The following is a 24,036-nucleotide window of genomic DNA, read 5'->3' on the forward strand; positions in this document are numbered from 1 at the left end:
CTCACGGGTTTCAAGCCAATCGGGTTTCACTGGCCCCGTCCCGCGCCTTCCGGCGCAGGGCGGGGCCTTTCCACATCCGTGCCCTGGTTACGATTGTCCAATCGTCGAGATTGGACGCATGTGAACGAGAGCTCGCCCACGCTGGGCAACAACCTGGACCCCTGGTACGACTCCTACGCCGCCCGCACGAGCGGACTGGCAGCCAGCGAGGTCCGAGCTCTTTTCGCCGTCGCGTCGAGGCCCGAGGTGGTCTCGCTCGCCGGCGGCATGCCGTACGTGTCGGCCCTTCCGCGCGAGCTCGTCACGGGCGCGATGGACAAGGTGATGGCAGAGCAGGGGCCCGTCGCCCTGCAGTACGGCTCGGGCCAGGGCGTGCCGATGCTCCGCGAGCAGATCCTCGAGGTGATGGCCCTCGAAGGCATCCGCGGCTCCGCAGACGACGTCGTCGTGACGACCGGTTCGCAGCACGCCCTCGAGCTGTTCAGCAAGCTCTTCATCGACCCGGGCGACGTCGTCATCGCCGAGGGTCCGAGCTACGTCACCGCCATGGTGATCTTCAACTCGTACCAGGCCGACGTCGACCACGTCCCGATGGACGAGCACGGGCTGATCCCGGGCGCTCTGCGCGAGCACATCGCCCGACTCAAGGCGGCCGGCCGCCGTATCAAGTTCCTCTACACGATTCCCACCTTCCACAACCCGGCCGGTGTGACGCTGACGTGGGAACGCCGCCTCGAGATCCTCGAGATCTGCAAGCGCGAGGGCATCCTCGTGCTCGAGGACAACCCATACGGCCTGCTTTACTTCGGCGACCGCCCGCCGGCAGCCATGCGCTCGATCGAGGAGGAGGGCGTCGTCTACCTCGGCACCTTCTCAAAGACTCTGGCCCCCGGCTTTCGCCTGGGCTGGGCGCTCGCGCCGCACGCCATCCGCGAGAAGCTCATCCTCGCCAATGAGGCCGCTGTGCTCTCGCCGTCGTCGTTCACGCAGCTCGTCGTCTCGGAGTACCTCTCGCAGGCCGACTGGCGTGGCCAGATCGACACCTTCCGTGGCGTGTACTGCGAGCGGAAGGAGGCGATGCTCAGCGCGCTGCAGGAGCATCTGCCGGAGCTGTCGTGGACGAATCCCAACGGTGGCTTCTACGTCTGGCTCACCCTGCCCGAGACGCTCGATTCGAAGGCCATGCTTCCCCGCGCTGTCAAAGAGCTCGTCGCCTACACGCCCGGAACCGCCTTCTATGCCGACGACAACGGCCGCCAGAACATCCGCCTGTCGTTCTGCTACCCCACCCCAGAGCAGATCAGGGTGGGCATCCGCCGCCTCGCCAACGTCATCGGCGGCGAGCTCGATCTGCTTGAGACGTTCGCGGGCACGGGTCAGTTGAATTCGATCCGGATGCCTCGCGGCGCCTTCCCGCCGAGCGATCTACGCTGACCAACTCCACCGGCTCTTCAGAAAAGATCCTGATCATGACCGATTTTGAACGCCTCAACGTCCTGGTGCTCGCAGGCGGGATCTCGCACGAGCGCGACGTCTCACTGCGCAGTGGTCGACGCGTCGCCGACGGCCTGCAGGCGCACGGGCACCGAGTGACGGTGCGAGAGCCGGATGCCGAGCTGCTCGGCTATCTGCGTGCGGAGCGGCCAGACGTCGTGTGGCCAGCGCTGCACGGCGCGAGCGGTGAGAACGGCGCGCTGCGTGCGCTGCTCGCCGCCTCGGGGGTGCCGTACGTCGGCGCGGAGCCCGAGCCGGCTCGCCTGGCGTGGCTCAAACCGATCGCCAAGACCGTGGTCGCTCGCGCCGGTGTTCCGACGCCGCAGTCCGTGACGCTTCCTCGCGAGACGTTCCGAGAGCTCGGGGCGAACGCGGTGCTCAGCACGCTGCGCGAGTACCTCGACGCGCCGCTGGTCGTGAAGCCGTCGCAGGGTGGCAGCGCGCAGGGCGTCAGCATCATCGATGACGAAGACGACCTGCCTCGCGCCATGGTCACCGCCTACACCTACGCCGACGTCGCGCTTCTCGAGCGCAAAGCCGTCGGCACGGAGATCGCCGTGACCGTCCTCGATCTTGGCGATGGCCCGAAGGCGCTTCCCGCCGTGGAAATCGCCCCGAACCAGGGCGTCTACTCCTTCGAGGCGCGGTACAACGCGGGGGAGACGCACTTCTTCACCCCGGCTCGCCTCGCGCCGGAAGTGGCCGAGCGTGCCGCCCAGACCGCGGTCGCAGCGCACAATGCGCTCGGGCTGCGCCACATCTCGCGCGTGGATCTCATCGTCGATGCCGACGGCACACCGTGGTTCCTCGAGGCGAACGTACTGCCGGGCCTCACCGAGACGTCGCTTGTGCCGCTCGCCATCCAGGCGGCCGGCTTCGACCTCGGCGCCGTCTACGTCGGGCTCGCACAGCAGGCCATCAAGGACTTCGACGCGGCGCTGCTCAACCGGTAATTACAGTGCTGTAGTTTCGGGCGCGATCCGTTTCACGTGAAACGGGCTGAGCCGGGACTCGCTTCGCTGCACGCACGTGAAACTCAGTGACGTAATTCGTGACCTCAGCCCGCGTAGCCGGTCTCGCCGAGCTCGTTGAGGATGCGATTCAGGTCCTGGATGGTTGCGAAGTCGATCGTGATCTGACCCTTTCGCGAGGTGAGGCCGATCTTGACGCGCGTGTTGAGGCGATCACCGAGCCGCTCGGCGACCTCGTCGAGGTGGCCCTTGTGCCGCCCAGCCGTCGGCTTGGTGCGCTCGGGCTTCGGCGTCTTGCTGACGACGGCCTCGGCCTGGCGCACCGAGAGGTCCTCGTTGATGATCTTGTCTGCCAGCCGCACCATCGACTCGACCTCACCTGCGGCGAGGATGGCGCGCGCATGCCCGGCCGAGAGCACACCCGCGGCGACCTTGGACTGCACCGGAGCCGGCAGCTTCAGCAGCCGCAGCGTATTCGAGATCTGCGGGCGCGAGCGGCCGATGCGGCCGGCGAGCTCCTCCTGCGTGATGCCGAAGTCTGAGAGCAGCTGCTGATAGGCCGAGGCCTCTTCCAGCGGGTTGAGCTGTGCGCGGTGCAGGTTCTCGAGCAGCGCGTCGCGCAGCATGTGCTCGTCCTGCGTGTCCTTGATGACCGCAGGGATCGTCTCGAGACCGAGCGCCTTGGTAGCGCGCAGTCGCCGCTCGCCCATGATGAGCTCGTATTTGCCGGGTTCACTGGGGTGCGGCCGCACGACGACGGGCTGCAGCACGCCGACCTCGCGGATCGAGGCGATCAGCTCGTCGAGCAGTTCCTGGTCGAATTCGGTGCGCGGCTGCACCGCGTTCGGCACGATGTCCGCGGGGGAGAGGCTCGCCAGGCGTGCCCCGGGAACCGTCACCAGCTCGGGTGCTTCCGATTCTGCGGCAACCGCCGGGGCGGCATCCGTCGACGAGAAGAAGACATCCGCAGGACGCGCGCCCGACTCAGACGACGCCGTCGGGATGAGCGCGCCGATGCCGCGACCGAGACCTGTGCGCTTCGCCATTACCGTGGTACTCCTCTTCGTGCGATTTCTACGGCGGCTTCGAGATACGCCAGCGACCCGGACGAGCCGTAGTCGTAGGCGATCACACTCTGGCCATAGCTGGGGGCCTCAGAGATGCGGACAGAACGAGGGATGACTGTCGCGAGCGTCTCTTTGGGGAAGTGCTCGCGCACATCGTCGGCCACCTGGTGGGCGAGATTCGTGCGCGAGTCATACATCGTGAGCAGAATCGTCGACAGCTTCAGCTTCGGATTCAGATGCTTCTCGATGAGCTTGATGTTCTTGAGCAGCTGGCTGAGACCCTCGAGTGCGTAGTACTCGCACTGAATCGGGATCAGGACCTCGTTCGCCGCGACGAACGCGTTGATCGTCAGCAGGCCGAGCGACGGCGGGCAGTCGATGAAGATGTAGTCGAAGTCCGTGCGCTCGAGGTACTCCTGCAGAGCACGGGCCAGGCGCTGCTCGCGCGCCACCATCGAGACGAGCTCGATCTCGGCACCCGCCAAGTCGATCGTCGCCGGGACGCAGAACAACCCATCCGATTCGGGGCTCGACTGCACGACGTCCTCCATCGGCGTCTCACCGACGATGACGTCGTAGACGCTCGGTGTCCCTTCGCGGTGCTCCACCCCGACTGCCGTCGACGCGTTTCCCTGCGGATCCAGGTCGATGACCAGCACCCGCGCTCCGTATTTGGCCAAGGCGGATGCCAGATTCACCACCGTCGTCGTCTTCCCGACCCCGCCCTTCTGGTTCGAGATGGTGAAGATGCGGGTGCGCGACGGAAGCGGAAGGACCTGCTGCTCAGCCGCGGCGCGGCGCTTCGTCATGTCGGTCAGCTCCCGCAGCAGCGGGGGAGCTCCGGCATCGGTCGCGGGGTCCTGCTCAGGGTGTTTCACGTGAAACGGTGGTCCTTCTCGGATCGGCGGGTCGGCGTGGAGGAGGTCTAGTTCACTGTAGCCCGGATCACCCGGGTGACCTCTTCGAGCAGCCCCTCGCCGAGCATGAGCACCTCGACGTCGTGCACGCGGTGCTTGCGCATCTCCTTCGCGGCCGCGTCGATCTCGGCCTGGGCGCCGGCGCCCTTCAGCAACACGAGCTCGCCGCCGAGGCGGAGAAGGGGAGCGGTGATGGGCACAAGCTTTCGGAAGGCGCTCACGGCCCGCGCGGTCACTTGATCGAAGCCGTACTTCGGCGCCTCTTCCGCCCGAGCGCGCAGCACCTCCACATTGTCCAGACCGAGCGCGTCCACCTGCTCGTTGAGCCAGGTGACGCGGCGCTCCATCGGCTCGATGAGCGTGAATGAGACGTCTGGACGGGCGATCGCGAGAACGAGACCGGGCAGGCCGCCCCCGCTGCCGACATCGCCGACGCGACCGGGGCGCAGCAGGGGAGCGACCACCGCGCAGTTGAGGATGTGGCGCGTCCACAGTCGCGGGGGCTCCAGCGGTCCGATCAGTCCGCGCTCTTCACCGTGCTGGGCGAGCGCCGCGGCGAATTGCCGCGCGAGTTCGATGCGGTCTCCGAAGAGCTCGGCAGCCGCACTCGGCTCGGCCTCTACGGGGATGTTCATCGTCGCTCCTCACAGCGTCGTTTCACGTGAAACAAGCGCGAGGGCGCCGATCGCGCTTCACGACCGGCGCCCTCAGAAAATCTCTACGCGCGCGAGATCACCGTGTGGCGGTCTGCGCCCTCACCGTGCGATTCGGACGTGAAGCCGCGCTCCGCGACCAGGTCGTGCACGATCTTGCGCTCGTACGAGGACATGGGCGGCAGCGCCGCCTTCGCCGCACCCGCCTCGAGTCGGGCGACCGCGCCGTCCACCAGCGCCGTCAGCTCTTGCTGGCGCGCGTCGCGCGAGCCGCCGATGTCGAGGATGAGGCGCGAGAACTCGCCGGTCTGGTTCTGCACCGCGAGGCGGGTGAGGTCCTGAAGGGCGCGCACCACGTCTTGCTGCGAGAGCCGACCGAGGTTGGCGCCCTCACCGGCCGTCACCGTCAGGTAGGTGCGGCCATTGCGCACGTCGATCTCGAGATCACCATCGAGATCTGCGATGTCCAGCAGCTCCTCGATGTAGTCGGCTGCGAGGTCGCCCTCGTCGACGACAGAGTGGTTCGCGGAGTCGGCCTCGGGGGCGGTGGTGTCGCTCATGGCATCCATCTTCTTCGGTTCAGCTGTTGTCGGTCGCTGCGTGTCAGCTAGCGGCGCTTCTTCTTGCGCTTGTTGCTCACCGGCTGCTGCCGCTGTGTGTTGACGCGGGTGACGATCGCCTCGCCGCCTTCGACGGCCGGCTCGACGACCTGCAGTTTGCCCTGGGCGATCAGCGCCTCGCGCTTCTTGGCGAGGCGCTCTTCACGCAGGCGTGCCGCCTCGCTGCCCGGGGTGGGCATCGCGCGAATGACGAGGAACTGCTGAACCATGGTCCAGATGTTGGTGGTCAGCCAGTAGAACATCACGCCGAGGGGGAACGCGAAGCCGGAGAACAGGAAGATGAACGGCAGGAAGTACATCAGCGTGCGCTGCTGACGGAACTGCGGGCTGTTCTTCGTCTCGTCGGAGATGTTCTTCGACATGATCTGCAGCTGCGTGTAGAACTGCGACGCGACCATCAGCGCCACCATCACGGCGGCGACGATCATGACGGGGACCACGGGGCCGCCCGCGTGGTTCATCGCACTCTGGAAGCTGTCGTGAAGCGGTGCGAATCCGAACAGCGATGCATGCCCGAACGACTGCGAGAGCTGGTGGTTCAGCAGCCCGACGCCGTCGTGGCCCTGCTGTGCGTTGTTGAGCACCGCGAACAGCGCACCGAAGATCGGCAGCTGAATGATCAGGGGAAGGCAGGACGAGAGCGGGTTGGTGCCCGTCTCACGGTAGAACTCCATCATCTCGCGGCTCATGGCCTCGCGAGACAGCTGGTCGCGCTTGCCCTTGTACTTGTCCTGGATCTTCTTGATCTGCGGCGCGACCTCGAGCATCTTGCGCTGATTCTTGATCTGGCGCACGAAGACCGGAATGAGGGCCGCGCGAACGACGACGACCAGGCCGACGATGGAAAGAACCCAGGTCAGACCACCATTCGGGTCCATTCCGATGTGCGAGAAGATCCAGTGCCATGAGACCAGAACGACCTCGACCAGCCAACGGATCGGCCAGAGGATCGTGAGGTACAGATTCTCGAGGTTCATCTCGGTTCGGTCAGCCCTTTCGTTGGCCGGTGTGCGCGTGACCGTCGACGACGAAGCCGAAGCGGTTCACGTGGAAGTGGTGGGAGGTCGACTCGGGGACGTCATCGATGCCGCCCTCTGCCCAGGGGTGGCAGCGTGCAACTCGACGCACGGCGAGAGAGCCACCCTTGATGACCCCGTGCTGCTGCACCGCGCCGAGCGCGTATGCCGAGCACGAGGGGTAGTACCGGCATACGTCGCCGTACAGCGGAGAGATCACGGTGCGATAGCCGCGCAGCACAGCAACGACGACGTTGCGGGGGAGCAGCGCGAGCACGCGGGCGACGTGCATCACGGCGGCGGCGGTCGGCCGCTGGAATCCGTGCGCGTGCGCGGTGGTCATCGGGTTCCTGCCCTGTGGATGGCTTGGGAGATCTCGTCATGGAGCGTAGACCAGGGCGCCTGCGCAGAGGCTGGCAGGGCCCTGATCACGACATCGGCGCCGGCAGGAACTTCGTCGAGCAGTTCGAAGGCGGCTGCCTTCAATCTGCGTCGCACAAGGTTCCTGACCGGCGCCGAGCCGACAGTCTTGCCCACGATGAAGCCGAAGCGCCGACCTGCTTCGCCCGGGGTGATGCGAACGTACGTGAGGGTGTGTGGTGCGGGGAACCTGGTCCCGCGCCGCACCACCGCCCGGTAGTCGTTCGCCCCGACGATGCGGTTGGCCTTGGCAAGCACCGCGAGCGGAGCTGCTACGCCGAGAGCTCGGTGCGGCCCTTGCGACGACGAGCAGCCAGGATGGCGCGGCCGGCGCGGGTGCGCATACGCAGGCGGAAGCCGTGCACCTTGGCGCGGCGGCGGTTGTTGGGCTGGAAGGTACGCTTCGTCATGGTTCGTCTTTCGATCGATGCAGCGGCCACGACGTCGATACACGACAGGGCCTCAAGGAAAGGGAGCAGCCGCCGGGTGCCAGAGCACTGTCGGCCGCAGTCAACCAATTAACTGTACGGGCCGCAGACCTGTAGTTCAAACTGAGCGGCCCGCCCGGCGCGCCGACGAGAACGAACCATCCTCCCGACACATTCCCGAACCGCCACACACGACACGCCGTGACGCGCCCGTTCTATGCCCCATTCGGGATTTGTCCACAGGCCTGCGGTTCACTACCGTGGCACTCACAGTTATCCCCAGGCCCGTCAGCTTCCATCGACGGGCCGTGTCTTTTCTTGCGACGCTGAGGTGGATAACGCTGTGAATAACTACAGGGGACGCGGGGACACACATGACTGACGGCGACGCTGCGCTCGGCGATGCGTGGGGTTCGATTCTCGCGACCCTCAGCAAAGACGAGCGAGTGACGGCGCAGCTCTACGGGTTCCTCAGCCTGGTCGAGCCGAAGGGCATCATGGCCGGCACCTTCTACCTCGAGGTGCCGAACGAATTCACGCGCGGCATGATCGAACAACGCTGCCGGATGCCTCTGCTGTCGGCTATCGGAGGGCTCGACCCCGCCCTGCAGGTCTCGACGTTCGCCATCGTCGTCAACCCCGACATCGAGCAGGAGGTGCTGCAGACCGGCACCGACCCGGCACCGGTCGAGGCGGCCGCCCCGCAGAGCCCTTACGCGGAAGCACCCTCGGCCGTGGCGCCGCCCGCGCAGGCATCCGTCGAGGTCACTGTCGCCCCGCGCGCGACGGACACGCGCCTCAATCCCAAGTACAGCTTCGACAACTTCGTCATCGGCCAGTCCAACCGCTTCGCGCACGCGGCTGCGGTCGCGGTCGCCGAGGCGCCGGCCAAGGCGTACAACCCGCTGTTCATCTACGGCGACTCCGGCCTCGGCAAGACGCATCTGCTGCACTCGATCGGCCACTACGCGATGAGCCTCTACCCGGGCATCCGCGTGCGCTACGTCAGCTCTGAAGAGTTCACGAACGACTTCATCAACTCGATCCAGAACAACAGGGGCGCGAGCTTCCAGGCGCGGTACCGGAACATCGACATCCTGCTGATCGACGACATCCAGTTCCTGCAGCGCGCGGTGGAGACGCAGGAGGCGTTCTTCCACACCTTCAACACGCTGCACGACCACAACAAGCAGGTGGTCATCACCTCCGACCTCCCGCCGAAGCACCTGACCGGCTTCGAGGACCGCATGCGGTCGCGGTTCGAGTGGGGACTGATCACGGACGTGCAGGCCCCCGACCTCGAGACCCGCATCGCGATTCTGCGCAAGAAGGCGCAGAGCGAGAAGGTCATGGTCCCTGACGACATCCTCGAGTTCATGGCGACGAAGGTGTCGAGCAACATCCGCGAACTCGAGGGGACGCTCATCCGCGTCACGGCGTTCGCGAGCCTGAACCGCACGCCCGTCGACATGTCTCTCGTGCAGACGGTGCTGAAGGACCTCATCACCCTCGACGACGACAACATCATCGCGCCGGTCGACATCATCACGGCGACGGCGGACTACTTCAAGCTGTCGGTCGACGACCTCTACGGGTCGTCGCGCTCGCAGGCGATCGCGACCGCGCGCCAGATCGCGATGTATCTGTGCCGCGAGCTCACCAACCTCTCGCTGCCGAAGATCGGGCAGCTGTTCGGCAATCGCGACCACACCACCGTGATGTACGCCAACAAGAAGATCAGCGAGCTCATGAAGGAGCGTCGCTCGATCTACAACCAGGTCACCGAGCTCACCAGCCGCATCAAGCAGACCCGTCGCTGACCCTCCGTCGACGCCGGGGTCGGCGTCACGCCCCGCGCTCAGCGCTCGTGCCCCATCGGCGCGCTTCCGCGCGCCTCGGCTCTGTCCCCCGCACTGAGGACTTGCAGAAGAGGCTTTTCGTCCGCGGATTTTCACACTGTGGATAACTTGTGGACTGTTAAGGCATAACCGCCGCCGCGATGTGGGGGAGACGCGGATTCTTGTGAATCACACGTTTTTGCGCAGATGCCTGTCATTCCGCGGCAGACCGACTCACCACACGCCACTCACAAGTGACAGGAATGTAGTTCCCTGACAGCGACTGGCATCGACGGAGTTATCCACACTCTCCACATGCGTTAAGACCGTTAACCGAAATTCTTGTAAGACGCGCTTCCCACAACCTTCGCCGCCGGGCGCCTCGTGAATCACACGTTTGTCGGCACCGCCCGAGCGCGGCGCTAGCATTGTCACGACTTCCGTCCGCCGACTCTTCAGGGGTGTGTTTTGCGATTTCAGGCCAATCGCGACGTTCTGAGCGATGCCGTCTCTTTCGCTGTCAAACTCCTGCCGCAGCGCACGACGCTGCCGATCCTGTCCGGCATCCTCATCCGGACGACGGACTCCGGCATCTCGCTCTCGTCGTTCGACTACGAGGTCTCTTCTCAGACCGAGATCGATGCAGAGGTCACCGAGCCGGGCACGATCCTCGTCTCAGGCCGGCTGCTGGCCGACATCGTGTCGCGCCTGCCCAACGCGCCGGTCCAGTTCTCGACCGACGAAGGCAAGATCGCCGTCACCTGCGGCTCTTCGCACTTCACCCTGCTGTCGATGCCCGTCGAGGAGTACCCGACGCTGCCGCAGGTCGAGCAGTTCAGTGGCGTCGTACCGGCGGATGCCTTCGCCGAGGCCGTCGCACAGGTGGGGGTCGCCGCGTCGCGCGACGACGTGACGCCTGTGATCACCGGCGTGCAGCTCGAGATCGCCGAGAACGCGCTCAGCCTGGTCGCCACCGACCGCTACCGCGTCGCGGTGCGCGAGATCGACTGGGACGGCTCGACCGGCGGTGTCGAGCAGGCGAGTGCCCTCGTTCCCGCCCGCACCCTGCAGGAGATCGGCAAGACGCTCGTGCACGCCGGCAACATCTCCGTCGCGATTCAGAACAACGACGAGCGCGAGCTGATCGCGTTCACCGCCGAGAAGAAGACGGTCACGTCACTGCTCATCAAGGGCAACTTCCCGCCGGTGAAGCGCCTCTTCCCGGAATCCGTCGACAACTACGCAGTGCTCAACACGGCAGAGCTCATCGAGGCGACCCGCCGCGTGCAGATCGTCCTCGAGCGCGAGGCCGCGCTGCGCTACACCTTCACGTCAGAGGGCCTGACGCTCGAAGCCATCGGCTCCGAGCAGGCGCAGGCCTCGGAGAGCATCGACGCTCTCTTGACTGGGCAGGACACCGTCGTCTCGCTCAAGCCCCAGTTCCTGCTGGACGGTCTGAGCTCGGTGCACTCGGAATTCGTGCGCATCTCGTTCACCAAGACCGAGAACCCCAACAAGCCCGGCCCGGTGCTCATCACGAGCCAGACCAGCAGGGAACAGGCCGGGAGCGACACTTACAAGTACCTGCTGCAGCCCAACCTGCTGCTGCGTTAGGAAGAAGGACCATCGTGCACATCGGTCTCATCGGTCTCGGCAAGATGGGCAACAACATGCGTGCCCGCCTCGAGAAGAACGGCGTCGAGGTCACCGGCTACGACACCAACCCCGCCGTCAGCGACGTCGCGACGCTCGCCGAACTCGTCAATGCTCTGCCCGCACCCCGCACGGTGTGGGTCATGGTGCCGGCCGGCAAGATCACGGACTCGGTCGTCAACGATCTCGAGGGCCTGCTCGAGCCCGGCGACCTCGTCATCGACGGCGGCAACTCCAAGTTCACCGACGACTTCCGTCACGCTGAGCAGCTGGCGGCCAAGGGCATCGATTACATGGATGCCGGCGTCTCCGGTGGTGTGTGGGGTCTCGAGAACGGCTATGGCCTCATGGTCGGCGGCTCGGAGGCTCAGGTCGAGCGCGTCATGCCGGTCTTCGACGCGCTGCGCCCCGAGGGTCCGCGCGAAGAGGGCTTCGTTCACGTCGGCGAGGTCGGCGCGGGCCACTACGCGAAGATGGTGCACAACGGCATCGAGTACGCGCTGATGCAGGCCTATGCAGAGGGCTACGAGCTGCTCGACACCCGCAAGGACATCATCAAGGACGTCACGGGCACCTTCAAGGCGTGGCAGCGCGGCACCGTCGTGCGCTCCTGGCTGCTCGAGCTGCTGGTGCGCGCCCTCGAGGCGGACCCGGAGTTCCAGAACATCGAAGGCTACGTGCAGGACTCCGGCGAGGGCCGGTGGACCGTGGAGGAAGGCATCAACAATGCGGTGCCGCTTCCCACGATCTCCGCATCGATCTTCGCGCGCTTCGTCTCGCGCCAGGAGGACTCGCCGGCGATGAAGGCCGTCGCCGCTCTGCGCAACCAGTTCGGCGGCCACGCCGTCAAGGCTGTCGACTAGCAACCACCGGCGCCCCCGTCGAGGCTTCGAGATGCGCTTCGCGCCGCTCGGCCCCGGCGGGGGCGTCTTCTTATGAGAGAGGGAGATCACCGTTGCACGTGAAACGCCTCACTCTCACCGACTTCCGCAACTATCGCGACGCCGAGCTCGATCTCTCCGAAGGCGTCACCGTCTTCGTCGGCCCGAACGGGCAGGGCAAGACCAACCTCGTCGAGTCCCTCGGCTATCTCGCCACCCTGGGCTCGCACCGCACGTCGGTGGACTCGGCGATGATCAGAGCAGGTGCGGACTCCGCGGTCGTGCGTGCGGCCCTGCGCCATGTCGATCGCGAGCTGCTGGTCGAGGTGCAGCTCAATCGGGGTGCGGCGAACCGAGCGCAGGTCAACCGCTCCGCCGTGCGCACTCGCGAGCTGCCGCGCTACTTCTCGAGCATCCTGTTCGCTCCGGAGGACCTCGCGCTCGTGCGTGGCGAGCCCTCCACGCGCCGGCGCTTCATCGACGAGCTGCTCGTGCAGCGCTCACCGCGGCTCGCCGGCGTGCAGGCTGATTACGCGCGCATCGTCACCCAGCGCAATTCGCTGCTCAAGTCCGCGCGGGCGCAGCGCATCAAGGAGTCGCAGCTCTCGACGCTCGAGATCTGGAACGAGCGGCTGGTCGAGCTCGGCAGCGAGCTGATCGATCGGCGTGAAGCGCTCGTCGGCGAACTCGCAGGACCACTGCGCGTGGCATACCAGGCAGTCGCCGGTGTCGACCAGCATCCCCGGATCACGCAGCGACTCAGCATTCACGGCGCGGTCGGCGATGATGACGAGCCGGATGCCGGGGGCGGGGCGGCCTTTCGCGACGCGCGCTTCCCGGGGTCCGCGGGGAACGGGCAAGGTGAGTCGGCGGTCAGCGCACCCTCGACCAGCGAACAGTTCCGGGCAGCGCTGGCGGGCGTGCGGCGGAAAGAGCTCGAGCGCGGGATCACGCTGGTTGGCCCGCACCGCGACGACCTGCTGTTCGAGCTGAACGAGCTGCCGGCGAAGGGCTATGCGAGCCATGGTGAGTCGTGGTCGTTCGCGCTCGCCCTGCGGCTCGCGTCTGCGCAGCTGCTGCGGGCAGAGTCCGTCATCGGAGATCCGGTGCTCGTGCTCGATGACGTCTTCGCCGAACTGGATGCCGCGCGCCGGCGCGCCCTCGCGAGCGCCATCGGCGACTTCGAGCAGGTCCTCATCACTGCGGCGGTTCTCGAGGACGTGCCGCAGGAGCTCGGCGCGAGGCTCGTCAAGATCCGTGCGGGAGAGGTGGCGAGCGAATGAACGGTTCGTCTGAAGAGCCGCAGAGTGAGGCATCCCTCGTCTATCTCCGTCTCAAGAAGCTGTTCGGGGGCCCTACCGCGCGTGCCTCGAAAAGCCGCCAGCGGGCCGGAAGTGGAGAACCGGGCTCTGAGCCGTTCGGTGCTGGGCGAGATCCACGCGGTCTCGGATCCGTCATGGAAGCACTCACCACAGAGCTCGGCTGGGACTCCGAACTCGACAAGGCCGAGCTCATCGGAGCGTGGTCCGAGCTGGTCGGCGAGGGGACCGCGGCGAAGTCGCGCCCGCTTGGCATCGAGGACGGCGTGCTGACCGTGCAGTGCGATTCGACCGCCTGGGCCACGCAGCTACGAATTATGCGAGTGGAGTTGTTGACTGCAATCAGCCGGCGGTACCCGCGCGCCGGCATCCAATCGATCCGTTTCAACGGGCCGGACGTACCGACCTGGAAATACGGCCGCAGGTCGACGCAATGGCGCGGCCCTCGCGATACCTACGGCTGAGTCGGCAAATCAGTCCCAAAGCGCGAAATAAACGCGTCAGAGCGGCGTATAGCCCGGGGAATCACACCCCCTCCTGATAGGATCAGATGTCACGATCTGTGTAGGTCAGGAGCTCAATTTCACATGACGACCGAACCGACGAACCAGGCCGGCGACGGCTCTGAAGACCAGAGTTACGGCGCGAACCAGATCCAGGTGCTCGAGGGCCTCGAGGCGGTTCGCAAGCGTCCCGGAATGTACATCGGCTCGACCGGCCCGCGCGGTCTGCACCACCTCGTGTGGGAGATCGTCGACAACGCGGTCGACGAGTACCTCGCCGGCTCCGGCGACCGGGTGATCATCACGCTCACGAGTGACGGCGGCGTGCGCGTCGTCGACAACGCGCGCGGCATCCCCGTCGAGATCCACCAGCCGGAAGGCATCTCGACCGTCGAGCTCGTGCTGACCGTTCTGCACGCCGGCGGCAAGTTCGGCGGCGGCGCATACGCCGTCTCCGGCGGTCTGCACGGCGTCGGCTCGTCGGTGGTCAACGCGCTCTCGAGCCGCCTCGAAGTCGAGGTGAAGCAGAAGGGCCACGTCTGGACCCAGAGCTATCACGACGGCAAGCCCGACGCACCGCTCGCGAAGGGCGAGCCGACGGAGGGCACCGGAACCACCATCACCTTCTGGCCGAGTAGCGACGTGTTCGAGACCGTCGAGTTCGACTACGAGACGCTGCGCTCGCGGTTCCAGCAGTACGCGTTCCTCAACAAGGGACTCATCATCGAGCTCCACGACGAGCGCGAGGGTGCCAAGACCGATGACGAAGGCGAGCCGATCGAAGCGCGCGTCGACGTCTTCCACTACGAGCGCGGTCTCGAGGATTACGTCGAGTACCTCAACTCGATCAAGAAGAACGAGATCGTCAACGACGAGATCATTCACTTCGAGGCAGAGGACACCTCGAAGAAGATCGCCCTCGAGGTCGCGATGCAGTGGACCGGTGCCTACAGCGAGAGCGTCCACACCTACGCGAACACGATCAACACGCACGAGGGCGGAACGCACGAAGAGGGCTTCCGCGCCGCGCTCACAACGCTCGTCAACCGGTACGCCCGCGAGAAGAACATCCTCAAAGAGAAGGACGACAACCTCTCCGGCGAGGACATCCGCGAAGGTCTCACCGCGGTCATCTCGGTGAAGCTCGCCGAGCCGCAGTTCGAGGGCCAGACCAAGACCAAGCTCGGCAACACCGAGGCGAAGGCCTACGTGCAGAAGGTTGTCGGCGACCAGCTCGGCGACTGGTTCGACCGCAACCCGAACGCCGCTCGCGACATCATCCGCAAGGGCATCCAGGCCGCGACCGCGCGCATCGCGGCGCGCAAGGCGCGCGAGACCGTGCGGCGCAAGGGCCTGCTCGAGGGAAGCGGCATGCCGGGCAAGCTCAAGGACTGCTCGTCGAAGGACCCGTCGATCTCCGAGATCTTCCTCGTCGAGGGCGACTCGGCAGGAGGCTCGGCGACGCAGGGTCGCAACCCCGCGACGCAGGCGATTCTGCCCTTGCGCGGCAAGATTCTGAACGTCGAGAAGGCGCGGCTCGACCGTGCCCTTGCCAACGCAGAGATCCAGGCGATGATCCGTGCGTTCGGCGCCGGCCTCGGTGAAGAGTTCAACGCCGAGAAGGTGCGCTATCACAAGATGGTGCTGATGGCCGACGCCGACGTGGACGGCCAGCACATCACGACGCTGCTGCTCACCTTGATCTTCCGCTACATGCGGCCGCTCATCGAACTCGGCTACGTCTACCTCGCGCAGCCGCCGCTCTACCGGCTCAAGTGGACCAACGCCGAGCACGAGTACGTGTACTCCGACCAGGAGCGAGACGCGCTGCTCAAAGCAGGCCAAGCGGCAGGGAAGCGGATTCCCAAGGAGAACGGCGTCCAGCGCTACAAGGGTCTCGGCGAGATGAACTACGAAGAGCTCTGGGACACGACCATGAACCCCGAGACCCGCACCCTGCGCCAGGTCACCATGGAGGACGCCGCGGCGGCCGACGAGGTGTTCGCCACCCTGATGGGCGACGACGTCGAATCCCGCCGTCACTTCATCCAGAAGAACGCCAAGAACGTCCGCTTCCTCGACGTCTAGCGCCAGCGCCGAGAACACCGGCCCGCGGCATCCCGTAAAGAAGAGAAGACATGTCTGACGAGACCCCCGGAATCGACGAACCGAACGTCCACGGCAAGATCGACCAGGTCGACCTGCAGCTCGAGATGCAGAGGTCGTACCTCGACTACGCCATGGCGGTCATCGTCGGCCGCGCACTTCCCGAGGTGCGCGACGGCCTGAAGCCCGTACACCGCCGGGTGATCTACGCGATGTATGACGGCGGGTACCGGCCCGACCGCCCCTTCTCCAAGTGCGCCCGTGTCGTCGGCGACGTCATGGGCCAGTACCACCCGCACGGCGACTCGGCGATCTACGACACCCTCGTGCGCCTCGTTCAGCCGTGGTCGCTGCGCTACCCGCTGGCTCTCGGCCAGGGCAACTTCGGTTCGCCGGGTAACGACGGCGCGGCCGCGCCCCGGTACACCGAGACGAAGATGGCCCCGCTCGCGCTTGAGATGGTGCGCGACATCGACCAGGAGACGGTCGACTTCCAGCCGAACTACGACGGCTCGACCGACGAGCCGCTCGTGCTGCCGAGCCGCTTCCCGAACCTGCTCGTCAACGGCTCGGTCGGCATCGCGGTCGGAATGGCGACCAACATTCCGCCGCACAACCTGCGTGAGGTGGCGGATGCCGCGCTCTGGGCGCTCGCGCACCCAGAGGCCACTCGTGAAGAGCTTCTCGAAGCCGCGATGCAGCGGGTGAAGGGTCCCGACTTCCCGACCGGCGCCCAGATCCTCGGCGTCAAGGGCATCCAGGACGCCTACCGCACCGGTCGCGGCTCGATCACGATGCGCGCCGTCGTCAACGTCGAAGAGGTGGGCGGCCGCACCGCGCTCGTCGTCACCGAGCTGCCCTACCAGGTCAACCCCGACAACCTCGCGATCAAGATCGCCGACCTCGTCAACGACGGCAAGCTCGCCGGCATCGCAGACATCCGCGACGAGACCTCAGGCCGCACCGGCCAGCGTCTCGTCATCACGCTGAAGCGCGACGCCGTCGCGAAGGTCGTGCTCAACAACCTGTACAAGCACACCCAGCTGCAGGAGAACTTCGGCGCGAACATGCTCGCGATCGTCGAGGGCGTGCCGCGCACGCTTCCGCTCGACGGCTTCATCACCGCGTGGATCGACCACCAGGTCGACGTCATCGTGCGGCGCACGCAGTTCCGGCTGCGCCAGGCCGAAGAGAAGGCGCACATCCAGCGCGGTCTCGTGAAGGCGCTCGACGCGCTCGACGAGGTCATCGCCCTGATCCGCCGCTCGCCCGACGTCGACGAGGCCCGCGCCGGCCTGATCCAGTTGCTCGACATCGACGAGCTGCAGGCGAACGCGATTCTCGCGATGCAGCTGCGCCGCCTCGCCGCTCTCGAGCGTCAGAAGATCATCGACGACCTCGAGGCCCTCGAGCGCGAGATCGCCGAGTACAAAGAGATCATCGCGTCGCCGGAGCGGCAGCGCTCGATCGTCAGCGACGAGCTCACCGAGATCGTCGACAAGTACGGCGACGAGCGCCGCACGAACATCCTGATGGGCTACGACGGCGACGTCTCGATCGAAGACCTGATCCCCGAAGAGGAGATGGTCATCACCATCACCCGCGGCGGCTACATCAAGCGCACCCGCAGCGACAACTACCGCGCGCAGCACCGCGGCGGCAAGGGCGTGCGGGGCGCGCAGTTGCGTGGGGAAGACCTCGTCGACCACTTCTTCGTGACGACCACCCACCACTGGCTGCTGTTCTTCACGAACCTGGGGCGGGTCTATCGCGCCAAGGCCTACGAGGTGCCCGAGGGCGGCCGCGACGCCAAGGGCCAGCACGTCGCGAACCTGCTGGCGATGCAGCCCGACGAGCAGATCGCCGCAGTGCTCGACATCCGTGACTACCAAGCCGCGACGCACCTCGTGCTCGCGACCCGCGACGGCCTCGTCAAGAAGACCCCGCTCGAGGAGTATGACACCAACCGCACCGGCGGCATCATCGCGATCAAGCTGCGCGAGGGCGACGAGCTGATCTCGGCGCTGCTCGTCGAGAACACCGACGACATCCTGCTGGTGTCGCGCAAGGGCATGTCGCTGCGCTTCACCGCGACCGACGACTCGCTGCGCCCGATGGGCCGCTCGACGAGCGGCGTGAAGGGCATGAGCTTCCGCGACGGGGACAGCCTGCTTGCGGCATCCGTCGTCAGTGACGAGGGGTTCGTGTTCGCGGTCACCGAGGGCGGCTACGCCAAGCGCACGTCGGTCGACCAGTACCGGCTGCAGGGCCGCGGCGGTCTCGGCATCAAGGTCGCGAAGCTGGTCGAGGACCGCGGCGATCTGGCCGGCGCGCTGATCGTCGACGAGGACGACGAGGTGCTCGTCGTGCTGCAGAGCGGGAAGGTCGTGCGCACGGCCGTCTCTGAGGTTCCCGCAAAGGGCCGGGATACTATGGGCGTCGTCTTTGCCCGCTTCGCGGACAAGGATCGGATCATCGCCCTCGCGCGCAACGTCGAGCGGAAGCTCGGCGGCGAGGACGTTGTGAGTGAGGCGACCGAGGGCACCGAAGAGGTGGAACTGGTCGAAACGACATCGCCCGCAGCGACGGGCCAGGCGGAGGGTGAACCGACAGATGAGCAGTAACGTCGCCGAGCGACTTGCCCGCAAGACGGCGAAGCGCCCCACGTCGAAGCAGGTCCGGCTCAAGCTGGTCTACGTCGACTTCTGGTCGGCCGTGAAGGTCTCGTTCCTCGCCGGCCTCGCCATCGCCATCATCGGCATCGTCGCGACGTTCCTGCTGTGGACCGTGCTCACTCAGACCGGCGTCTTCAAGCAGATCGCCGAGCTGTTCCAGTCGATCGGCGGTCAGAGCCAGAACGGCCTGCTCGACGCGGTCGGCCTCGGCAACGTGATGAGCTTCGCGATCATCGTGGGCATCCTCGACCTGGTGGTCGTGACCGCGCTCGGGGCCGTCATCGCGCTGCTCTACAACCTCTCGGTGAAGATCACCGGCGGCCTGCTGGTCGGCTTCACGAACAACTGATTTTTCCGACGACGGATGCCTGTCCCAGGGTTTTCCCGGCCCGATTTCGCCGCCGCGCAATCGTCCGGTAATCTCTAACAGGTCCGTTTCACGGGGCTATAGCTCAGGCGGTTAGAGCGCTTCACTGATAATGAAGAGGTCCCAGGTTCAAGTCCTGGTAGCCCCACCACATTCCCCTCTCGGGGCCTTAGCTCAGTTGGTAGAGCGCCTGCTTTGCAAGCAGGATGTCAGGAGTTCGATTCTCCTAGGCTCCACTCCCAGAACACGCCCGGCCACATTACGCCGGGCGTTTCGTTTTGCGGCCAGTGCGCCCCTATGCTTGGGCGCCGTGACGCCCTTCACGACGACGTGGTCTCTCTATCTGCTGCTGCTTGTCGGCGTCACCACCGGTCTGTGGGCGCTGCTCAGAAAACGTCCCGGCCGCAGCTGGCGCCTCGTGCTGTTCGCCGTTGCGCTCGGCAACTGGGGCGTCTCCACGCTCTTCACCTTCAACCGCATCGCAAGCCACCAGTACCCCGACTTCGTGCTCTCACGGAACTGGCCGTTCCACTTCTGCACGCTGGTGACGATCCTGCTGGTTCCGGGGATGCTCGCCACGCGGCAGTGGTGGGCGCGCCCGCTGCACACGCTGCTGTTCTTCCCGGGTGCGCTCGCGGCGTTCCTGGCGCTGGCGTCGCCCGGTGCGCAGTACGAGAGCCACGTGCTCTGGTCGATGAACAGCCTCTTCTACGTGGTGCACGGGCTCAACGTGGTGCTGCCCGTCACACACGCCGCGCTCGGCGGCTATCGACCGCGCTGGCGGGATGCCGCGCTGTCGCTTCTCTGGTTCACGGTGCTCGGCCTGCTCGTGCTTCCTGTGACGCTCTTCGCCCGCGCGTTCGTCGACCCGGCGGCGAACTACATGTACGTCTTCGACCCTGAGGGCGCCGGCATCCTGGTCGTGCTGTGGAAGCTGATCCACGTGCCGGTGCTCTACGAGCTGCCGCTGCTGCCGATCCTGTACCCCGTGCTGCTGCTGATGGTCGCGATCCAGCGCGGCTTCGAGCGGCTCGGGCGTGCCACGCGCCGCCCCCGCGACCCCGAGCTCCCCACTGCCATTCCCGTTGTGACCTCTGCCCTGTAGCGTCGGCTCATGGGCGAGCTGTCGGCGGTCGAGTTCGTCACGCTCGACGGAGTGATGCAGGGGTTCGACGGGCCCGATGACGACGAGACCTTCTCGCACGGCGGCTGGGGCCTGCCGTATCAGTCGCCGGACTCTGTGCAGCAGGGAACCGAAGCCTCGGCATCCGCTCGCACCTATCTCTTGGGGCGGAAGACCTATGAACGCATGATCGCGTTCTGGCCGCACCAGCCGGAGTCCAATCGCATGGCTGCGCAGCTCAATGCTGCGCCCAAGTTCGTCGCGTCGCGAACGCGGGCGGATTTCACGTGGAACGCCGCCCATCTCGAGGGCGAGCTCGTGCCGGCCGTCGCGCGGCTTAAAGACGAGAGCGCGGATCCGCTTGTCATCCTGGGCAGCGGCCAGATCGTGCGCCAGCTGCTGACGGCGCGGCTCGTCGACCGGCTCACCCTGTTCCTGCACCCGCTCGTGCTCGGCACCGGCGGCCGCGTCTTTCCGGAGCTGGAAGAACCGCTTCCGCTCGCACTCGCCGACGTCACGCGCACCAGCACAGGAGTGGTCGTGCTGAACTACGCGCGGGAAGGGGGCCGCGCGTGAGGAACCTGCTGAGCGGGTTGGTGTGGATCGCGCTCTATCTGGCGTTCTGCCTCGCACCGCTGCTCTTGGTCATCGGCCAGGACAACCCGCCGGGGCGAGCGTTCCTCGTCGAGTTCTCTGTAGCGCTCGGCTTCGTCGGGCTGTCGGTGCTCGCGCTGCAGTTCGCGCTGATCGCGCGCTTCCAGACGGTGGCGGCGCCGTTCGGCATCGACGCGCTGCTCAAGTACCACGTGCAGATCACGTTCTTCGGCCTCGATTTCGTGCTCGCGCACCCGATCCTGCTGTTCGTCGCCGACGCGAAGTACCTGCCTCTGCTCAATCTGGTCACTGCTCCGTGGCGTGCCCGCTTCGCGTTCGCGAGCGTCGTCTTCCTGCTGGCGCTCGTCGTGCTCTCGGTCTGGCGGAAGCGGCTGCGGGTGAGCTACGAGGTGTGGCACATCTCGCATGGGCTGCTCGCAGTCGGCGTGGTGCTGTTCGCGCTGCTGCACGCGAGCCTGGTCGGCTTCTACGTCGTCGGCGTCGTGCGGCACGTCGTCTACGACGCCTACATCGGCGGTCTGATCTTCTTGCTGCTGTGGATCAGGGTGATCAGCCCGCTTGCCCGATATCGCCGGCCGTGGCGCGTCGTCGAAGTGCGCCCCGAGCTCGGCAACGCGAGCACTTTGGTCGTCGAGCCTGTGGGACACCCCGGCTTCAGCTTCGACCCGGGGCAGTTCGGGTGGATCGCCGTCGGGCGCTCGCCGTTCAGCATCACCCAGCATCCGTTCTCGTTCTCGTCGGCGGCCGATACGCCGGCGGGCGGCACCATCAGCATCACGATCAAGGCCGCCGGCGACTTCACACGTACGATTCCGTCGGTGCAGCCGGGCACGCGCGTGTACGTCGACGGGCCGCACGGGGTCTTCTCGATGGATCGGCGGCAGGCTCCCGGCTATGTCTTCATCGCCGGCGGCGTCGGCATCACGCCGTTCGTCAGCATGCTCACCACCATGCGCGAGCGCGGCGACGTGCGGCCGGTCACCCTGCTCTACGCGAGCGCGACCTGGGACGACGTCGTGATGCGCGACCAGCTCGCCGAACTGGATGCCGCGATGCCGAACCTCACGCTCGTCCACGTCCTGAGCCGCCCCGACCCGTCGTGGGTCGGCGAGTCGGGGCGCATCACGGCTGAGCTGCTGCGCCGCCACCTGCCCGCCCAGTTCCGTCGTTACGAGTACCTGATCTGCGGGTCGACGCAGATGATGGACGCCATGGAGCACGCGCTCGTCTCGGTCGACGTGCCTCCCGCCCGGATCAGCAGCGAACGATTCGACATGGTCTGAGAGAGGCACGATGCGACAGAGATGGATCACTACGCTCGTCATCGCGATGGGCTCTGTGCTCGTGCTCGCGAGTCTCGCGTTCGCGCTGATCCGCGCGTGAGCGCGCGCCCGCCTCGTTAGGATCAAGCAGATGTCAGAGGATGCCCCGGCCATGCCACCGCGGCGGATTCTGCTGCACGGCGCCACCGGCTCAGGGAAGAGCACGGCTGCGGCGCGCATCGCCGAGCGCCTGGGGTTGCCGCTGGTCCTCGCCGACGAGATCGGCTGGCTGCCGGGTTGGATCGAGCGACCGCTCGAGGAGCAGCGCGCGATGGTCTCCGCCGCGACAGCAGCAGACGCGTGGGTGCTCGACAGTACCTACACGCGGTGGCGAGATGCCGTGACCGGGCGCCCCGACGTCATCCTCGGTCTCGACTACCCTCGCTGGCTCTCACTGCAACGGCTGTTGCGCCGCACGGTCGCGCGCATCGTGACCGGCGAGGCGGTCTGCAATGGCAACCGCGAGACGCTGCGACAGGCGCTCAGCCGCGACTCGATCATCAAGTGGCACTTCCAGAGCTGGAAGCGGAAGCGTCTGACCATGCGGGCATGGGCGACGGACCCGACCATGCCGCCGACTGTGCTGTTCCGAAAGCCCGCGGAACTCGAGGCGTGGATCGAGGCACTGGAGCCTGCAAGGGGTGCCGCCGCCGAAGCATCCGTTGATTGAATTGTGGGCATGAGCGCAGCCGACATCATCCCTGCCCATCTCCTTCCGTTGCTCGAGGCTCCGAATTACGGAACGCTCGGCACGATCCGCCCGGATAACACCGTGCAGGTGAACCCCATGTGGTTCGAGTTCGACGGCGAGAACCTGCGGTTCACGCACACCACGAAGCGGCAGAAGTTCCGCAATCTGCAGCACAACCCGGCGATGAGCCTTGCGGTGTTCGACCCCGACAACCCGCTGAAGTACGTCGAAGTGCGCGGAAAACTCGTCGAAGTCGTCCCCGACCCGACCGGCGACTTCTATGTGCGGCTCGGGAAGCGCTACGGCAATGCCGACCAGGCGCCGCCGCCCGACAGCGCCGATCGCGTCATCCTCGTGATGTCGATCGAGAAGTACACGACGCAGTAGCGCCCAATCCCGCGTGAGTGTGCTCAGTCGTGCAGCAGCGGGCCGAGTCGCTGCTTAACCCACACTCGCGCACTGATCGACTCGGGCAGCCAGGTCGCGGCGACGAACACGTGGAACGCGTCCGATGCGGTGAACGTGGCGAGGTCGACGCCTGCGGCGCGAGCGGATGCCGCGAAGTCGCGCGCATCCGGATAGAGCATGTCCCGCGTTCCCACCACCAGCGAGGTCGCCGGCAGGCCGGTCGGGTCGGCGAAGAGCGGGCTCACCTCGGGGTGGTCTGGGCCGAGGTCGCCCGCCCAGAGCTCACCGCCGACCAGCAGACCGGGAAGCGCGAGGCTCGGGTCGCGCCGGTCGAGCGCGCGTGCCTCGGGGTTGCGCACGGCGACATCGAGCCAGGGGGCGAACAGCAGCAGATGGGCGGGGGCGGCGGGCGTGTCGCGCAGTCGGCCGGCGACGGCCAGCGCCAGGCCGCCGCCCGCCGAGTCGCCCGCCACGATAGGCGCCATGCCGTGGCGCTCGGCGACGGCCTGGACCGCTGCCGTCACCTCGGCGACACCGGTCGCCGCGGTTCCGGAGGGAGCCAGCGTGTAGTCGACGGCGTAGATGCGCACCCCGAGGTCGCGCGCGAGCGCACCGGTCAGCCACCAGTGTGCCGTCTCGAACTGGTGCACATAGCCGCCGCCGTGCACGTAGACCAGCGGGCGCGAGGCACGGACGCCGTCGCGCGGCTCGATGACGGTGGCGCGCACGGGCCCGAGCCGCTCTGAGGAGATCGAGAGGGTGCGGCGCGATGACCGCGGCGGGGCGGCGAACGGCTTGCCCGTCGAGGCGGCGACGTCGGCGCGGGAACGCGGCTCAGAGACCATGATCCGCTTGTTCCGGAGCAAGGCGACGGCCGCCGTCGTCAGCCGCATCATGGGCGAGGGGCCGGCGGTGAAGGCATCCGTCATGCCCGTAACCTAGCCGCGGT

24 protein-coding genes and 2 tRNA genes are annotated in these 24,036 nt (G+C 66.5%); 17 read left to right on the plus strand and 9 right to left on the minus strand.

The annotated features are described in order from the left end of the window. The first annotated feature begins 120 nt into the window (after positions 1-120). On the plus strand, positions 121-1,434 hold the full coding sequence (locus tag ABD736_RS10740) for an aminotransferase-like domain-containing protein (protein ID WP_344791761.1): 1,314 nt from the start codon (positions 121-123) through the stop codon (positions 1,432-1,434). A gap of 35 nt (positions 1,435-1,469) precedes the next feature. Then, the gene (locus ABD736_RS10745) at positions 1,470-2,447 is read left to right on the plus strand and encodes a D-alanine--D-alanine ligase family protein (RefSeq protein ID WP_344791762.1); all 978 of its coding nucleotides are present in this window, start codon (positions 1,470-1,472) and stop codon (positions 2,445-2,447) included. 104 nt (positions 2,448-2,551) lie between these two features. Here ABD736_RS10745 and ABD736_RS10750 read toward each other — a convergent pair whose 3' ends face one another. The 8 genes from ABD736_RS10750 to rpmH form a co-directional block, all read right to left on the minus strand. Next, positions 2,552-3,511, minus strand: coding sequence for a ParB/RepB/Spo0J family partition protein (locus tag ABD736_RS10750; protein WP_344791763.1), 960 nt, complete (start codon positions 3,509-3,511; stop codon positions 2,552-2,554). Continuing rightward, positions 3,511-4,410, minus strand: a complete 900-nt coding sequence (locus tag ABD736_RS10755; protein ID WP_425555010.1) for a ParA family protein — start codon at positions 4,408-4,410, stop codon at positions 3,511-3,513. Before ABD736_RS10755 ends, ABD736_RS10750 begins: the two co-directional genes overlap by 1 nt. A 47-nt stretch (positions 4,411-4,457) precedes the next feature. Then, positions 4,458-5,084 (minus strand): 16S rRNA (guanine(527)-N(7))-methyltransferase RsmG, encoded by a 627-nt coding sequence (gene rsmG, locus ABD736_RS10760; protein ID WP_344791764.1) that lies wholly within the window; start codon positions 5,082-5,084, stop codon positions 4,458-4,460. Between the two features lie 83 nt (positions 5,085-5,167). Beyond that, on the minus strand, positions 5,168-5,671 hold the full coding sequence (locus ABD736_RS10765) for a Jag family protein (protein ID WP_425555011.1): 504 nt from the start codon (positions 5,669-5,671) through the stop codon (positions 5,168-5,170). A 38-nt stretch (positions 5,672-5,709) separates the two neighbouring features. After that, positions 5,710-6,699 (minus strand): membrane protein insertase YidC, encoded by a 990-nt coding sequence (yidC, locus tag ABD736_RS10770; RefSeq protein ID WP_344791766.1) that lies wholly within the window; start codon positions 6,697-6,699, stop codon positions 5,710-5,712. A 10-nt stretch (positions 6,700-6,709) separates the two neighbouring features. Further along, positions 6,710-7,030: a membrane protein insertion efficiency factor YidD gene (gene yidD, locus ABD736_RS10775; RefSeq protein ID WP_344792243.1), complete on the minus strand. Its 321-nt coding sequence runs from the start codon at positions 7,028-7,030 to the stop codon at positions 6,710-6,712. A gap of 47 nt (positions 7,031-7,077) precedes the next feature. Beyond that, a complete protein-coding gene (gene rnpA / locus ABD736_RS10780; protein WP_344791767.1) occupies positions 7,078-7,416 on the minus strand; it encodes a ribonuclease P protein component in 339 nt (112 codons plus the stop codon). A 14-nt stretch (positions 7,417-7,430) separates the two neighbouring features. Next, entirely contained in the window at positions 7,431-7,568 is a 138-nt protein-coding gene (rpmH, locus tag ABD736_RS10785) for a 50S ribosomal protein L34 (RefSeq protein WP_199224450.1), read from the minus strand. Between the two features lie 392 nt (positions 7,569-7,960). On the opposite strand from rpmH, the gene dnaA reads away from it, so the two are divergent. The 15 genes from dnaA to ABD736_RS10860 all read left to right on the plus strand — a co-directional run bounded on the left by dnaA (position 7,961) and on the right by ABD736_RS10860 (position 23,066). Then, complete coding sequence (gene dnaA / locus ABD736_RS10790) at positions 7,961-9,406, plus strand: chromosomal replication initiator protein DnaA (RefSeq protein WP_344791768.1); 1,446 nt, start codon at positions 7,961-7,963, stop codon at positions 9,404-9,406. A gap of 486 nt (positions 9,407-9,892) precedes the next feature. After that, complete coding sequence (gene dnaN, locus ABD736_RS10795; RefSeq protein WP_344791769.1) at positions 9,893-11,038, plus strand: DNA polymerase III subunit beta; 1,146 nt, start codon at positions 9,893-9,895, stop codon at positions 11,036-11,038. Positions 11,039-11,052: 14 nt separating this feature from the next. Then, a complete protein-coding gene (gnd, locus tag ABD736_RS10800) occupies positions 11,053-11,940 on the plus strand; it encodes a phosphogluconate dehydrogenase (NAD(+)-dependent, decarboxylating) (protein WP_344791771.1) in 888 nt (295 codons plus the stop codon). Between the two features lie 92 nt (positions 11,941-12,032). After that, positions 12,033-13,241 carry a DNA replication/repair protein RecF gene (gene recF / locus ABD736_RS10805; RefSeq protein ID WP_344791773.1) on the plus strand — a complete coding sequence of 403 codons (1,209 nt, stop codon included), beginning with the start codon at positions 12,033-12,035 and terminating at the stop codon, positions 13,239-13,241. Positions 13,242-13,414: 173 nt separating this feature from the next. Next, positions 13,415-13,741 (plus strand): DciA family protein, encoded by a 327-nt coding sequence (locus ABD736_RS10810; protein WP_344791774.1) that lies wholly within the window; start codon positions 13,415-13,417, stop codon positions 13,739-13,741. Between the two features lie 123 nt (positions 13,742-13,864). Beyond that, a complete protein-coding gene (gene gyrB, locus ABD736_RS10815; RefSeq protein ID WP_344791775.1) occupies positions 13,865-15,868 on the plus strand; it encodes a DNA topoisomerase (ATP-hydrolyzing) subunit B in 2,004 nt (667 codons plus the stop codon). A gap of 50 nt (positions 15,869-15,918) precedes the next feature. Beyond that, a complete protein-coding gene (gene gyrA / locus ABD736_RS10820; protein WP_344791776.1) occupies positions 15,919-18,510 on the plus strand; it encodes a DNA gyrase subunit A in 2,592 nt (863 codons plus the stop codon). After that, a complete protein-coding gene (locus ABD736_RS10825) occupies positions 18,500-18,910 on the plus strand; it encodes a DUF3566 domain-containing protein (RefSeq protein ID WP_344791777.1) in 411 nt (136 codons plus the stop codon). Before gyrA ends, ABD736_RS10825 begins: the two co-directional genes overlap by 11 nt. Before the next feature lie 92 nt (positions 18,911-19,002). Further along, positions 19,003-19,079 (plus strand) — tRNA-Ile (locus ABD736_RS10830). Between the two features lie 12 nt (positions 19,080-19,091). Continuing rightward, positions 19,092-19,164 (plus strand) — tRNA-Ala (locus tag ABD736_RS10835). Positions 19,165-19,238: 74 nt separating this feature from the next. Beyond that, complete coding sequence (locus ABD736_RS10840; protein ID WP_344791778.1) at positions 19,239-20,033, plus strand: TMEM164 family acyltransferase; 795 nt, start codon at positions 19,239-19,241, stop codon at positions 20,031-20,033. 9 nt (positions 20,034-20,042) lie between these two features. Further along, on the plus strand, positions 20,043-20,627 hold the full coding sequence (locus tag ABD736_RS10845; RefSeq protein WP_344791779.1) for a dihydrofolate reductase family protein: 585 nt from the start codon (positions 20,043-20,045) through the stop codon (positions 20,625-20,627). Then, the gene (locus tag ABD736_RS10850) at positions 20,624-21,949 is read left to right on the plus strand and encodes a ferredoxin reductase family protein (RefSeq protein ID WP_344791780.1); all 1,326 of its coding nucleotides are present in this window, start codon (positions 20,624-20,626) and stop codon (positions 21,947-21,949) included. Before ABD736_RS10845 ends, ABD736_RS10850 begins: the two co-directional genes overlap by 4 nt. 130 nt (positions 21,950-22,079) lie before the next feature. Then, positions 22,080-22,658 (plus strand): P-loop NTPase family protein, encoded by a 579-nt coding sequence (locus ABD736_RS10855; RefSeq protein WP_344791781.1) that lies wholly within the window; start codon positions 22,080-22,082, stop codon positions 22,656-22,658. A gap of 9 nt (positions 22,659-22,667) precedes the next feature. Then, positions 22,668-23,066 (plus strand): PPOX class F420-dependent oxidoreductase, encoded by a 399-nt coding sequence (locus ABD736_RS10860; RefSeq protein WP_344791782.1) that lies wholly within the window; start codon positions 22,668-22,670, stop codon positions 23,064-23,066. Positions 23,067-23,089: 23 nt separating this feature from the next. Here ABD736_RS10860 and ABD736_RS10865 read toward each other — a convergent pair whose 3' ends face one another. Continuing rightward, the gene (locus tag ABD736_RS10865) at positions 23,090-24,016 is read right to left on the minus strand and encodes an alpha/beta hydrolase fold domain-containing protein (RefSeq protein WP_344791783.1); all 927 of its coding nucleotides are present in this window, start codon (positions 24,014-24,016) and stop codon (positions 23,090-23,092) included. Between the last annotated feature and the right edge of the window lie 20 nt (positions 24,017-24,036).

This window comes from Gryllotalpicola daejeonensis (assembly GCF_039538145.1).
GTDB lineage: Bacteria > Actinomycetota > Actinomycetes > Actinomycetales > Microbacteriaceae > Gryllotalpicola > Gryllotalpicola daejeonensis.

Excerpts from the sequence above, each read along its gene's own strand:
- ABD736_RS10810 (WP_344791774.1), top strand. The coding sequence starts at position 13,415 with ATGGAAGCACTCACCACAGAGCTCGGCTGGGACTCCGAACTCGACAAG.
- ABD736_RS10825 (WP_344791777.1), top strand. The coding sequence starts at position 18,500 with ATGAGCAGTAACGTCGCCGAGCGACTTGCCCGCAAGACGGCGAAGCGC.
- yidD (WP_344792243.1), bottom strand. The coding sequence starts at position 7,030 with ATGCACGTCGCCCGCGTGCTCGCGCTGCTCCCCCGCAACGTCGTCGTT.
- ABD736_RS10860 (WP_344791782.1), top strand. The coding sequence starts at position 22,668 with ATGAGCGCAGCCGACATCATCCCTGCCCATCTCCTTCCGTTGCTCGAG.
- ABD736_RS10845 (WP_344791779.1), top strand. The coding sequence starts at position 20,043 with ATGGGCGAGCTGTCGGCGGTCGAGTTCGTCACGCTCGACGGAGTGATG.
- rsmG (WP_344791764.1), bottom strand. The coding sequence starts at position 5,084 with ATGAACATCCCCGTAGAGGCCGAGCCGAGTGCGGCTGCCGAGCTCTTC.
- ABD736_RS10865 (WP_344791783.1), bottom strand. The coding sequence starts at position 24,016 with ATGACGGATGCCTTCACCGCCGGCCCCTCGCCCATGATGCGGCTGACG.
- gyrB (WP_344791775.1), top strand. The coding sequence starts at position 13,865 with ATGACGACCGAACCGACGAACCAGGCCGGCGACGGCTCTGAAGACCAG.
- gyrA (WP_344791776.1), top strand. The coding sequence starts at position 15,919 with ATGTCTGACGAGACCCCCGGAATCGACGAACCGAACGTCCACGGCAAG.
- ABD736_RS10745 (WP_344791762.1), top strand. The coding sequence starts at position 1,470 with ATGACCGATTTTGAACGCCTCAACGTCCTGGTGCTCGCAGGCGGGATC.
- rpmH (WP_199224450.1), bottom strand. The coding sequence starts at position 7,568 with ATGACGAAGCGTACCTTCCAGCCCAACAACCGCCGCCGCGCCAAGGTG.
- ABD736_RS10765 (WP_425555011.1), bottom strand. The coding sequence starts at position 5,671 with ATGGATGCCATGAGCGACACCACCGCCCCCGAGGCCGACTCCGCGAAC.
- ABD736_RS10855 (WP_344791781.1), top strand. The coding sequence starts at position 22,080 with ATGTCAGAGGATGCCCCGGCCATGCCACCGCGGCGGATTCTGCTGCAC.
- yidC (WP_344791766.1), bottom strand. The coding sequence starts at position 6,699 with ATGAACCTCGAGAATCTGTACCTCACGATCCTCTGGCCGATCCGTTGG.
- ABD736_RS10750 (WP_344791763.1), bottom strand. The coding sequence starts at position 3,511 with ATGGCGAAGCGCACAGGTCTCGGTCGCGGCATCGGCGCGCTCATCCCG.
- dnaA (WP_344791768.1), top strand. The coding sequence starts at position 7,961 with ATGACTGACGGCGACGCTGCGCTCGGCGATGCGTGGGGTTCGATTCTC.